A 12,695-nucleotide genomic window follows, 5' to 3' on the forward strand; every position below is an offset into this window, starting at 1 on the left:
CCTGCCCCCATGCAGACACTCAGACGCCCTGGTGCCGAGTTTAAGGCACAGTTGTCCTTGTGTCCCGTGATCCGCAGCACGCGGGGGTCGATCTCCGGCCGTTCGTCCCGCGCGTCGTCGCCGAGTGGCTGGCCGCCGAGCCTCAGCGCCGGCACCGGCGTGTGCCGGGCACGATGGTGTTCGCCGACATCTCCGGGTTCACCAAGCTGACCGAGCGCCTCGCCCGGCGCGGCCGGGTGGGTGCGGAGCTTCTCAGCGACACCCTCGACCACACGTTCGGCACCCTGCTCGCGCCCGCGTTCGCCGACGGCGCGGACCTGCTCAAGTGGGGCGGGGACGCTGTGCTGCTGCTGTACCGCGGCGACGAGCACGCAGCGCGCGCGGCACATGCCTCGCACGGCATGCGCTCGGCATTGCGCGAACTCGTGCGCAGCCGTGCCCTGCCGGTGCCGGCGCCGCTGCGCATGTCGATCGGCATCCACAGCGGACGCTTCGACCTGTTCTTCGTCGGCGACCCCCTGAGCCATCGCGAGCTGATCGTTGCCGGCCCCGACGTGAGCCGGCTGGCGCTCATCGAGCAGGCGTGCAGCGCGGGCCAGATCCTGCTGAGCGCCGAGACCGCGGCCCTGCTGCCGGCGCGCGTGCGCGGCGGGACGATCGAGGTCGACGGTTCGCCCGCGCGGCTGCTGCGCTCGTCCCCGCAGCCGGATGCCGCGCCGCCCGACGACGCCGCACCGGCGGTGCCCGTGGCCGACACGCTGCCGCCCGTCATCCGCGAGCGGCTGCTCGCCGGTCGCGGGGAGCCCGAGCACCGCCCGATCAGCGTCGGGTTCGTGCAGTTCTCCGGCACCGATGCGCTCATCGCGGAGGGTGACGACGAGGCCGCTGCCGACGCGGTGCAGGACATGGTCGTCGCCGTGCAGCGGGCCTGCCTGCAGCGGGGCGTGACCTTCTTCGAGTCGGACCTCGCCGCGGACGGCGGCAAGATCATGCTCACGGCGGGGGCACCGCGCAGCGCCGGACGCGACGCCGAGCGCATGCTGCGGGCGGCGCACGACATCGCGGCGCACGCGGGGCGCCTCGGCATCCGGGTCGGCGTGAACACGGGACACGTGTTCGCGGGCGAGCTCGGACCCGCGGTGCGTCGCACGTATTCGATCAAGGGCGATGCCGTGAACCTCGCCGCGCGGCTCCTCGGTCGCGCGCAGCCCGGGCAGGCGGTGGCGACCGCCCGTGTCGTGGACGAGGCGCGCATCGCCGTCGACACCGAGGCCCTGGCGCCCTTCCTCGTGAAGGGCAAGCGGGATCCCGTGCACGCGGTGATCGTGCGCGACGTGTCCGCCGGCACCGGTGCAGCCTGGACCGAGACCCGGTTCGTCGGCCGCGAGGAGGAACTGACGAGGCTGCGCCACGCCCTCACCGAGGCCGTCGACGGGCGCGGGACCGTCATCGACCTCGTCGGCGAGCCGGGCATCGGCAAGTCGCGCCTCGTGGCCGAGCTCGCGGTGCCCGCGGGGATGCCGCAGCTCACCACCGCGGTGAGCAGCTACGAGACGGCCACGCCGTATGCCGCCATCGGCATACTTCTGCGTCAGGTGCTCGGCATCGGCCCGCACGACACCCCGGATGCCGCCGCGACGCGGCTGGAGGACGCCGTCCGCACCCGTGCCGCCGAGCTCGAGCCGTGGCTGCCCCTGCTCGGCGTCCCCCTGGACCTCGACCTGCCCTCCACCCGCGAGGTGGACGAGTTGGAGGAACGCTTCCGCCGCGGCCGCATCGAAGAGGTCACGATCGCCCTGCTCGGGGCTCTGCTCACCGAACCGGCGGTGCTCGTGTTCGAGGACGCCCATCTCATGGACGAGGCATCCGGCGCCCTGCTGCACCGATTCGAGGACGAGGTGCAGCGACAGCCGTGGCTGGTCATCGTGACGAGGCGCTACATCCCGGTCGGGTACGTGCCGGGCCTGGAGGGCGAGCGCGACACCCGGATCACGCTCGGCGGGATGCCGCCGGAGCGAGCGCTGGAACTGCTGGAGTCGGCCGCCGGGGCATCCCGGCCGAGCCGGCACACGCTCGAGGCGATGGCCGAACGCGCGGCCGGCAACCCGCTGTTCCTCGCGTCGCTGGCGGCGAACGTGCACGCCGCCGAGGGCGAGGACGACCTGCCCGGGTCGGTCGAGGCCCTGCTGCTGGTCGACATCGACCGCCTCACCCTCGCCGACCGCACCCTGCTGCGGCTCGCCGCGGTGCTCGGGGCCCGGTTCGAGGCCGACATCCTGGCGCGGCTCCACGCGGACGCGGATGCCGCCTCCCCGCTCGCCGTCGACGAGATCGCCTCCCGGCTCAACGAGTTCGTGCGTCCGGCGGACGGGGGCATCCTCGAGTTCCGGCACGCGATGGTGCGCGACGTCGCGTACGCGGGACTGCCGTTCCGGCAGCGCCGCCAGATGCACGAGCGCGTCGCGACGACCCTGGAGTCGCTCGGCGACCGCACCGCCGGGCCCGACCTCCTGAGCCTGCACTTCCACGCCGCCGGCCTCCACGAGAAGGCCTGGTCCGCGTCACTTCAGGCGGCCGCGGAGGCACGCGCCAAGTACGCCTACGCGCAGGCCGCCACCTTCTTCGCGCGCGCCCTCGACAGTGCCACCCATCTGCCGGAAGTGACCCCGGGGGAGCGCTCGGCGGCATCCGTCTCGCTCGGCGAATGCCTCGACATGGCCGGCGACGCGAACGGCGCCCTCGCCGCGCTCCGCCGCGCACGCCGCGACCTGCACGGCGACGTCGTGCGCAGCGCCGACGTGATGCACAAGGAGGCGCGCATCACGCTGCGGCTCGGCCGGTACCGGGCGACCCTGGCCGAACTGACCCGGGCGATGCGGGTGCTCGACGGGATCGAGGGGAATCAGGCCGACACGGTCCGGGCCCGCATCGCCAACCGGTACGGATTCTGCCTGCACCTGCAGAACCGGGGTGACGAGGCCGTGCGCTGGGGGCATGCCAGCGTCGAGTTCGCCGAGGCATCCGCCGACCTCGAGGTGCTCGCCGACGCCTACAACGCGCTGCACCTGTCGTACGCGGCCTCGACCATGCCCGAAGAGCGCCCCTACGGGCAGCTCGCGCTCGGCCTGTACGAGCAGCTCGACGACCTCAGCGGTCAGGCGCACACCCTCAACAACCTGGCGATCGACACCTACAATGACGGCGACTGGAACGGGGCCATCGACGCGTTCGCGCGAGCGGCCGAGAGCTTCCACCGCCTCGGCGACGACGCGAACGAGGCCAACGCCCTCTACAACCGGGCCGAGGTGCTCGTCGCGCAGGGCCGCCACGACGAGGCGCTGCCGGTGGTGACCGCGGCGCTGCACCTGGCCCGGCGCGTCGATGACGAAGAACTGGTGGGGCTGGCGCTGCGCGAGCAGGCGCGCGCGGCATCCGGAACGGGCGATCCGACCCGCGCCGGGGCGCTGTTCGCCGAGGCGCGCGCCGTGCTGGCGGGCCTCGATCTGGCCAGCGAGGTGGCGCTGCTGGATGCCGCCCATGCCGAGGCCCTGGCGGATGCCGGCGACCCGGACCAGGCTCTCGCCCTGCTCGACCGGGCGATCGCCGCCGCCGCGGCGAAGGCCTCCGAGACCCTCGCGCGCCTGCACCGGATCCGCGCTCAGGCGCTCGTGCGGCAGGGGAGTCCCGAGCTCGCCGCCGCGGCCGCCCGGGAGGGGCTGACCCACACGATGGGCGCGCACGGCGGGTACGAACCCGCATTGCTGCGGCTCGCCCTCGCCGAGGCCACCGGCGACGAGACCCTGCGGGAGGAGTCCCGCAGGGCGCTCGCCGCGCTCGGCGTCGTCGCCTGACGGTCGACCGGGTCTACTTGATCGACCCGCGCAGGTCCTTCAGGAACAGCACCACCAGGCTCAGGTCGGCGGAGTTGCCGCGCGTGCTGGAGACGTAGTCGGTGCAGAACGTCTGGTCGGGGCCGATGATGCCCTTGCTGGGGCAGGCGGGCGCCGCCGCGAGCGGGGAGGTGGCATCCTGCGACCACATCGCCAGGTACTTGTTCACCCCGCCCGATCCGCACAGGGTCTTGTCGCACACGATCGTCAGGCGGGCCGGGCTCGTCCGGGTCGCGGCGGGCATGTCGGCGATGACCTGGTTCACGAGCCCGCCGGCGATGCACGACGCCTTCGCCGGGCACACCCCGATCGAGAACACGACGTTGCCGGTCGCTCCGCTCGGCAGCTGCACGATGGCGCACATCGGATGTGCGGCATCCACGACCGCGCAGCCGTTGCCGTCGGCGCCCGCGGTGCCGTTCGGCAGCAGCGGCGAGTTGCCGGGCAGGAGGTTCAGGCTGAGGTTCACCGGGAACGACACCGTGCTCGCGGTGAGCACCGACTTCTTGTTCGTCGTGGTCGCCGTCACGACGAGGCCGTTCGTCGCGGCCGAGTACGACGTCGAGATCGTCACCGACGACTGGCCGGCCGGGATGGTCGCCGTCGTCGTGCTCAGGGAGCCCGTGCCTCCGGACGAGGTGAGCGTCACCGCGGTGTCGGTGTTGTAGGTCGCCGGGGTAGACCCGTTGAACAGCGTGACCGTCACCTGGAACGGCGTGCCCACGGCGGCGAGGATCTGCGGGACCGAGCCCGGCACGTTCGGCAGCTGCGCGGCGAGGGCCGGATCGGTGGCGGCGACCGCGGTGATCGAGGTCGGCCCGCTCGTGCTCGGTGGAGCCGCGGATGCGGAACTCGCCAGTGCCATCGGCGCGATGAGCGCGATCAGCCCCAGGATGACAGCAGCGACGAGCCGACGAGCGGCCCGGATCGGGTGGTGAGACATGCGCGGACTCCTCACGAAAGCGGCAGCGTACCCCCACTCTCGCGCGCGGGTGGGCGGAAAAGATCCGTGAGATCACTGAGGTTTCGCCGCACCCCCTCGCCCATCCTGAGGGGATGGCGATCGAGTCTCGGGTGGATCACGGCGTGCCCGCGCCCGGTGACCCCGCCCCGACGCCCCGGCCCGTCGTGCGGCACAGTCGCATCTCCGGGCGGACGGTGCTGCTGGTGGCATCCTTCGGGGCCCTGCTGGCGTTCCTCGACGCGACGATCGTCAACATCGCGTTCCCGAGCATCCGCGCCGACTTCCCGCACGACGACATCGGCACGATCTCGTGGGTGCTCAACGCCTACAACATCGTCTTCGCCTCGTTCATGATCGTGTTCGGTCGGCTCAGCGACGTGGTCGGCCGGCGCCGCCTCTACCTGTGGGGCATCGCCCTGTTCACCCTCGCGTCCGCGGTGTGCGCGGCCGCTCCGACGATCGGGGTGCTCGTCGCCGCCCGCGTCGTGCAGGCCCTCGGCGCGGCGATGCTGGTGCCGGCATCCCTCGCGGTCGTCATCGACGGATCGGCGCCCGGCAAGCGCGCCCGCGCGGTCGGCCTGTGGGCCGCGGCCGCTGCTGTCGCGGCCGGACTCGGGCCGCCCATCGGGGGTGCGCTCGTCGAGGCCGGCGGCTGGCGGTGGGCGTTCTGGATCAACCTGCCGCTCGGGGTGCTCGCCTGGTGGCTCGGCCGCAGCCTGCTGGTCAACAGCCGCGCGCCCGGCCGCAAGCGCATGCCCGACCTGCGCGGCGCGATCCTGTTGGCCTGCGCCCTGGGGCTGACCACCCTCGCGATCATCAAGGCGCCGGACTGGGGCGGGACGAGCGCCACGCTGTGGCTGGTCGTCGCCGGGGCCGTGGTGCTGTTCGCCGCGTTCGTGCTGAGCTCCATGAAGCATCCGGTGCCCGTGCTCGACCTCGCCATGATGCGAAACCGGCCGTTCCTCGTGGCCAACATCGCGACGCTGGTGGCCGGCGTCGGCTTCTTCGCCTACATGCTCACGAACGTGCTGTGGCTGCAGTACGTCTGGCAGTACTCGATTCTGGATGCCGGGCTCGCGCTCGTTCCGGGCGCCGTCGTCGCGGCGATCACGGCGGGCGTGCTGGAGCCGGTCGCCGCCCGGTTCGGCTACCGGTGGATCATCGCCGCCGGGTTCGTGATCTGGGCCCTCGGCTACGTCTGGTACGTGCAGATGGTCGGTGTCGAACCCGACTTCTGGGGGCAGTGGCTGCCCGGTCAGATCATCAGCGGCGTCGGCGTCGGTGCGACGCTGCCGCTGCTGGCGGCATCCACCCTGGCCACACAGCCCGGCGGCCGATACGCGACCGCGTCCGCGGTGATCTCCAGCGCCCGGCAGGTGGGCGGCACGATCGGCGTGGCGCTGCTCGTGGTGATCCTCGGGACGCCGACCGCGCTCACCATCGTCGACGACCTGCGCGCCGGCTGGACCCTGTGCATCGTGGCGTTCCTGCTGGGCGGGGTCATCACCCTCTTTCTCGGGCGCGTGCGGGAGAACTCCGAGGACGCGCTCGCCGAGCCGATCGACGCGTCACGGCTGCGCGAACCGGCATCCGACCGGTCGGTGATGCTCGGGCGCACGCCGCCACCGGTGGAGGACTCGCTGTTCGCGCGGCTCCCGGCCCCGGTGCGGGAGCGCATCGAGCGCTCCGCCCCGCACCGGACCGTTCCCGCCGGCGAGTGGATCCTGCGGCAGGGCGACGAGGCGTCTTCGATGTTCGTGCTTCTCGCCGGCCGCGCCGAGGTGGTGATCGACGACCGGGTCGTGCGCGAGCTCGGCCCGGGGGCGGTCGTCGGCGAACTGGCGCTCCTCACCGGCGGCGTGCGGTCGGCATCCATCCGCGCCCGGCGGGACTGCCGGGTGCTGGAGGTGCCGCGCGTCCTCCTGGACGACGAGATCGGGCAGGACCCGGCCGCCCTGTCGGCCCTGGTGACGGCCCTCGCGCACCAGCTGGCCGATGCCAGCCCCGCCGAGACACGGTCGCCGGCCCGGCCCCGGCTGGTCGCGGTCATCCCGGCCGGCCCGGGGGCACCCGTCGATGCGGTCGCCGAGCTGCTGCACCGGGGCCTCGCGGAGCACCTGCGGGTCGATGCGCTGCGCGGTGCGCACACGCCGGAGCAGATCGATCGTGCCGAATCCGTCAATGAACTGGTCGTCCTCGTCGCACCTCCTGGCGACGACGGATGGGTCTCCCGCTGTGCGCGGGAGGCCGACGCGGTGGTGCTGGTCGGGGTCACTGGGGATTCCCCGAACAGCACGCGGCCGACCATGGCGAGCCGTCCTGAGCTCGTCCTGGTCGGCACCGCGGCCCCCGGGTCCGCGCGTGCGGCCCGGCAGGAGTGGCTGGATGCCGTGGACCCGTGGCGGGTCACCGAGCTGACCTTCGGCGATCTGGATGCCGTCGGGTTCGTTCCGGCCGGCATCCGCGGACTCGTCGACCGCCTCGCCGGGCGGTCGCTGGCGATCGTGTGCGGCGGCGGAGGCGCCCGCGCTCTCACCCAGATCGGCGTGCTTCTGGAGCTCGAGGAAGCCGGCATCCGCATCGACCGCGTCGCCGGCACCAGCATGGGCGCGGTGATCGGCGGCGTCTACGCCACCGGCGTGAGCGCCGCCGAGGTGGGGGACGTCGTCTACCGGGAGTTCGTGCGCCAGGACATGTTTGGCGACTACGGGCTTCCGCGCACGTCGCTGCTGCGCGGCAGGCGGGCGCAGCGATCGGCCGAGCGCAGCTACGGCGACTGGCGGATCGAGGAGCTCCCGCGCGGGTTCCGCTGCGTGAGCACCGACCTCGTCAGCCGCACCGCGGTGGTGCACCGGGCGGGCTCGCTCACCGACGCGATCCGCACGACGGCGCGCATCCCGGTCGTCTTCACTCCCATCGTCAGCGAGGGACGACTGCTGGTCGACGGCGGCGTGCTCGACAACCTGCCGGTCGGCACGATGACCGAGCGCGCGGAGGGTCCGGTGCTCGCCGTGAACATCTCGGCCGGCAGCAGCGGCCGCCGTGCCGCCCCCGGCGAGCCGCCGAAGCCGCCGCGCATCCCTCCGCTGGGGGAGACGATGATGCGCACGTTCATGATCAACGGCGGGGATGCCGCCGGGGCCCAGCGGCAGGGCGCGTGGGTGATCACGCCGCACTCGATGGGCGTCGGGTTCCTGGAGTTCCACCAGTACGACCAGCTCGTCGCCTCGGGCCGCGCCGCTGCGCGCACCCTGCTCGAGTACACCGGCGGCGACCTGGTGGGGTCGCACGCCGGCTAGCTGCGGCCGCGATCCTCGGGCCGAGAACAGCAGGATGGCCGGCAACAGGCTGTTCTGACCGGGATCCTCCTGTTTTCAGCCATCTGCCTGTTCTCGGCCGGGCCGCCGGGGCGCCGTCGCCCGGCGCTGGGTCCGGGCGCCGGCTCACTCGCTGCGGCGCGGCTTGCGTCGTGCGACCAGCATCCCGAGCATTCCGGCTCCCAGGGCGGTGAGGGCGAGGAAGCCGGCGGTGCCCGCCATCGATCCGGTGGCCGCGGTCGTTCCGCCGGTGTTCACCCGCGCACCGACGGCCGCGGCCTTCACCGTGCCGGAGGTGCTCGTGGTGCCGGCGCCGCCGTTCGTGGTGCCGCCGCCGGCATCCGGAACGGGCGTGAAATCGACGGTCGCGGTCGCCGCACTCGAGGTGCCGTTCACCGTGAAGCCGACCGTGGCCGAACCCGCGGTGCTCGGCGCGCTGAGGGTGGCCGTGTAGGTGCCGTCGCCGTGGTCGGTCACCGCCGACAGGGTACCGGCCGTGGTCTGCATCGTGACGTCGTCACCGCCGGCGCGGACGGCATTGCCGTGCGCATCCTTCACCGCCACGGTGATGTCGGCGGTGCTCGTGCCGTCGGCCGGGATGGCGTCGGCGGATGACATGATGGTCGACCCGGCCGCGTCGGCTGCTCCGCCGAGGAACGTCACCTGCGTCGTCACGGGTGACGCCTTGCCGGCGACGGTGAATCCCACGGTTCCCACACCGGCCACGGTGGAGACGAAGTCCGCCTGGTAGGTGCCCTTCTTGTTGTGCGTCAGGTCCACCTGGCGACCGAGCGTGGTCGTGAAGGCGAGGTCGTCGCCGACGTCGACGCGGTTGCCGTTCGCATCGCGGACGTTCACGACCACGACGACCGCCTCCGTGCCGTCTGCCTGCGCGGTGTCCGGGAAGGCGAAGATCTGCGCGTTCGCCAGGACGGGGGGCCCGGGGACGAACTCGACGGATGCCTTCGATCCGCCGGCGACGCCGTTCACGGTGAAGGAGATCGACGTCGGCTGGGCGACGGTGCCGGCGGTGAGCACGGCTGTGTAGGTGCCGTCGCCGTGGTCCGTGACCGACGAGAGCGTGCCGTGCGTCGCCTTCATCGCCACGAGATCGCCGCCCGCCGCGACCGGGGTGCCGGACGCGTCGCGAACGGTCACCGTGACGGTCGAGGTCGACGTGCCGTCGGCGACGATGGACGACGAGTTCGCGGCGATCGTCGAGGTCGCGGCGTCGGCGGCGCCGGCATCCGCCGTGACGATCGTGGCTGCGGATGCCGAACCCGCGGGCACGAGGGCGCCGGTCGTCGCGACGCCGGCGACGGCCACACCTGCGACTGCGAGGCACGCCAGACCACGCCTGCCGTTACGGCGTACTTGCTCGAACACGACGATCACCAATCCGGGGCTGACTCACCGGTGAAGTCGACGACGCGTGGACAAGGGATGGGTGCGCCGCCGGTCAGACCATCCCATGCTGGGCGACACGGTCGGTCCCGCTCCGCGAAAGCGGCCGTTTTGAGTGGTCGATCGCCGTTTTTGAGTAGCGTTTCGGACTCGTGCGCAGCCTTTTCGGGGGATTTTGAGTAGTGGTCGGCAAAAACCGTGCAGCGGCCTTCGCCGGAGGTCAGTCCTGCCGTCCGGCGACTCCCAGGAACCGGATGAACACCGCGATCCACCCGAAGATCAGCGCGAAGACGAGGATCTCGAACGCGGTCAGCGAGAAGAATCCGATCGCCGGGATGAAGAGGATCACCGAGGCGACGGTCGCCGCCAGGAACGTCCACGAGGCGACGAAGTAGGTGCGCGGCATCCCGCGCAGCAGGCTCGGACCGCCGATCAGCAGCACGAGGTACATCACGGCCATGCCGGATGCCGACAGGTTGTGCACGGCGAGGTTCACGTCCACGGGGAAGATGCCGACGAACGCGAGCATGATGCCCATGACGACGAAGAGCGTGGGCACCACGCGGGGCCCGCGCGGGTTCTGCAGCACGCCCGCGTCGGCGAGTTCGCGCATGTCGTTGGCGATGTACACCGCGAACGTCGTCACCAGCAGACCGCCGAAGATCAGGGTGCCGTTGAACACCCAGCTCGACAGGTCGTCCTCGAACGTGCCCAGGTGGCTGAAGTGAATCGTCCACCACTTCGGGTCGGGCGTCGTGACCATCGCGGTGAGCGTGCCGATCGCGATGAACGCGAGCAGCAGCGAGGACATGCGCTGGGTGGTCATCGTCGACACCGACAGGTAGACGATCCACGTCGTCATGCCGAGCGTCACCGCCATCAGCACGACCGCCCAGAACGTCACGATCGGCAGCCCGATGAATCCGGCGGCGAGCACCCGGTACAGGGCGTACACCGCCACGAACGCGAGCCCCGCGTGCACGACGACCACCGAGATCGTGTTCACGGTGAACTTCCACGACGGCAGGGACCGGCGCCACTCCTGGCCCGGGCGGTTGCGGGAGCGCCAGTACTCGATCGTCGACGCCACGATCGCCACGACCGTCGCCCCGCACGCCGCCCACACACCGAACGAGTCGGCGTTGCCGCCGAGGTGCAGGTCGGGGGCGAAGAGTCCGACGAGCAGCCCGTAGACCGCGCCGACGACACCGGCGGCGAGGGCCGCGTAGACCGCCTCCGACTCGGCGCGGCGGCCGGGGCTCGGGGGTGCCGTCTCCGGCAGCGGAGGGACGTTCACGGTGCTCACGAGGTCAGATTACGACCGCTGTCGAGCATCGCGGGTCATCGGCGCGTCACGTTTCGGCGGCACGATCTGATGAATTCGCCCGAGGGATGCCGATGTGGTATTCGGGGTGGTCTGCGGCGCGGTATTCTTCCATCAATCCCCAGATGCTCCGCGCGCGGCGGCTCGCATCCCCAGCTCCGGAACCCCCCATCCGGTCGCGGGTCGTCGCGCGTCGAGCTTTCCCTGCCGCCGCCATCCGCGGCATCCCGCACAACCCTCGACGCGAGAGCCTTCCGCATGCCCGATTCAACCGATCCGTTCGACTCGACCCGCCGCACCGACGCCGCGGGCGCATCCCCGTTCGACGCCCTCGTGGGCTCCGCGGGTGCGGCCCAGCCGCCGCAGTTCACCACCGCCTTCCGCGGCTACGACAAGGACGAGGTCGACTCCGCGATCGCCGGCCTGACCGCGCGTCTGCAGGCGAAGGCGGAGGAGGCATCCACCCTCGAGGAGCGCTACCGCCGCGCCGCCCGCACCGCCATCGCGCAGAACCGCAAGACGGTGGAGCGACTCGAGGCCGACCTCGCCGCGGCGAACGCGCAGAACCGCGACGTGACCAAGCAGCTCGAGGCCGAGCAGGAGGCATCCGCGTCCGCGCGCCAGCAGGCCGAGAAGGCCCAGGCAGAGCTCCAGTCCACCGACGCGGGCGAAGAGCTGCAGCGTCTGCAGGACGAGCTGACCGCCGCGAATGCCCGGGCCGCGAAGGCCGAGCAGCGCGTGCAGACCCTGACCGACGAGCTGGTCGGCGCCGCCGACGACACCGCGAACCGCGGCCACTTCGAAGAGGTGCTCCGGGTCGCGGAGGAGCAGGCCGGCGTGCTGATCCGCAACGCCACCGTGCAGGGCGACCGTCTGCTCGAGGCCGCGCGCGAAGAGATCGTGAACCGTCGCAAGGAGGCGCAGGCCGAGGCCGCCGCGATCGTGTCGCAGGCGCAGCACGAGGCCGAGCAGGTGCGTCTGCGCATCGACACCGAGCTGACCGCGCACGAGGCCCAGCTGCAGCGCGAGTCGCAGCACGCCGCCGAGAAGGTCGCCCACGCCGAGCAGGAGGCCGCGGCCATCCGGTCCGAGGCCGAGAAGGGCGCGGCGGCGCTGCGTTCGATGGTCTCGCGCGAGACGACCCTCGACCGTGCCGAGGCCGAGCAGGCGGTGCGCGAGCTGCGCCAGCGCGCGCTCGAGTTCGAGGAGTCGCTGACCCGCCGCCAGGACGACGCGCAGCAGGAGTTCCTCGTGCTGCACAACCAGGCCGTGGCCCACGCCGAGCGCATCACGCAGGACGCCAACGAGCAGGTGCAGGCATCCCTCGAGCACGCGCAGCGTGTCTCCACCAAGGCCGACGACTTCGAGAAGCTCATGCGCGCCCAGGCGCAGCAGGTCGAGGCGGAGGCCCGCGTGCGTGCCCGCGAACACCTGGACCGTGCCCGTGACAAGGCGCAGCACATCATCGACACCGTCACCGCGCACACCCAGCAGGCGCTGCGCGACGCCGAGGACCGCACCCGTCAGCTGCGCTGGCAGCAGCACCAGCTGACGAGCTTCATGGCCGAGGTCAAGGAGCTCATCCGGCCCGAGATGCCGCTCGACACGAGCGACGTCGGTGCCGCCGCCCCGATCGAGAAGGCCGACGCGGAGCCCGAGGACGGCGCCGCCCAGGTGCTCGAGCACGCCGCAGAGATCGTCGACGCCGTCGACCTCGACGAGGACGGTGCCGACGCGGACGGCTCGGACGACGTGGAGGACGACGCCGCGGAGCACGAGCACTCCAACTGATCCGC

Annotated in this window: 6 protein-coding genes; 3 read left to right on the plus strand and 3 right to left on the minus strand. The window is 72.2% G+C overall.

Annotated elements, in window-relative coordinates; all coding sequences use genetic code 11:
- Nucleotides 1–59 precede the first annotated feature (59 nt).
- Nucleotides 60–3,851 (plus strand): adenylate/guanylate cyclase domain-containing protein, encoded by a 3,792-nt coding sequence (locus tag LK09_RS01110; protein ID WP_039394480.1) that lies wholly within the window; start codon nucleotides 60–62, stop codon nucleotides 3,849–3,851.
- A 13-nt stretch (nucleotides 3,852–3,864) separates the two neighbouring features.
- Here LK09_RS01110 and LK09_RS01115 read toward each other — a convergent pair whose 3' ends face one another.
- Nucleotides 3,865–4,833 carry a hypothetical protein gene (locus tag LK09_RS01115; protein ID WP_039394483.1) on the minus strand — a complete coding sequence of 323 codons (969 nt, stop codon included), beginning with the start codon at nucleotides 4,831–4,833 and terminating at the stop codon, nucleotides 3,865–3,867.
- Between the two features lie 113 nt (nucleotides 4,834–4,946).
- Between LK09_RS01115 and LK09_RS01120 the strand changes: the two genes are divergently transcribed.
- Nucleotides 4,947–8,153, plus strand: coding sequence for an MDR family MFS transporter/patatin-like phospholipase family protein (locus LK09_RS01120; RefSeq protein ID WP_052226261.1), 3,207 nt, complete (start codon nucleotides 4,947–4,949; stop codon nucleotides 8,151–8,153).
- A gap of 144 nt (nucleotides 8,154–8,297) precedes the next feature.
- Here the strand turns inward: LK09_RS01120 and LK09_RS01125 are convergent, their stop codons facing one another.
- Both LK09_RS01125 and LK09_RS01130 read right to left on the minus strand, forming a co-directional pair.
- Nucleotides 8,298–9,497 carry an Ig-like domain-containing protein gene (locus LK09_RS01125; RefSeq protein WP_039394490.1) on the minus strand — a complete coding sequence of 400 codons (1,200 nt, stop codon included), beginning with the start codon at nucleotides 9,495–9,497 and terminating at the stop codon, nucleotides 8,298–8,300.
- 298 nt (nucleotides 9,498–9,795) lie between these two features.
- Nucleotides 9,796–10,881, minus strand: a complete 1,086-nt coding sequence (locus LK09_RS01130) for a DUF998 domain-containing protein (RefSeq protein ID WP_052226262.1) — start codon at nucleotides 10,879–10,881, stop codon at nucleotides 9,796–9,798.
- Nucleotides 10,882–11,157: 276 nt separating this feature from the next.
- Here LK09_RS01130 and LK09_RS01135 point away from each other — a divergent pair, with 276 nt between their 5' ends.
- Nucleotides 11,158–12,690, plus strand: a complete 1,533-nt coding sequence (locus tag LK09_RS01135) for a coiled-coil domain-containing protein (RefSeq protein ID WP_039394493.1) — start codon at nucleotides 11,158–11,160, stop codon at nucleotides 12,688–12,690.
- Nucleotides 12,691–12,695: the final 5 nt, after the last annotated feature.

This window comes from Microbacterium mangrovi, from assembly GCF_000802305.1.
In the GTDB taxonomy this organism is placed as follows: Bacteria; Actinomycetota; Actinomycetes; order Actinomycetales; family Microbacteriaceae; genus Microbacterium; species Microbacterium mangrovi.

Coding starts and splice junctions, on each gene's coding strand:
- LK09_RS01115 (WP_039394483.1), bottom strand. CDS start 4,833: ATGTCTCACCACCCGATCCGGGCCGCTCGTCGGCTCGTCGCTGCTGTC.
- LK09_RS01120 (WP_052226261.1), top strand. CDS start 4,947: ATGGCGATCGAGTCTCGGGTGGATCACGGCGTGCCCGCGCCCGGTGAC.
- LK09_RS01135 (WP_039394493.1), top strand. CDS start 11,158: ATGCCCGATTCAACCGATCCGTTCGACTCGACCCGCCGCACCGACGCC.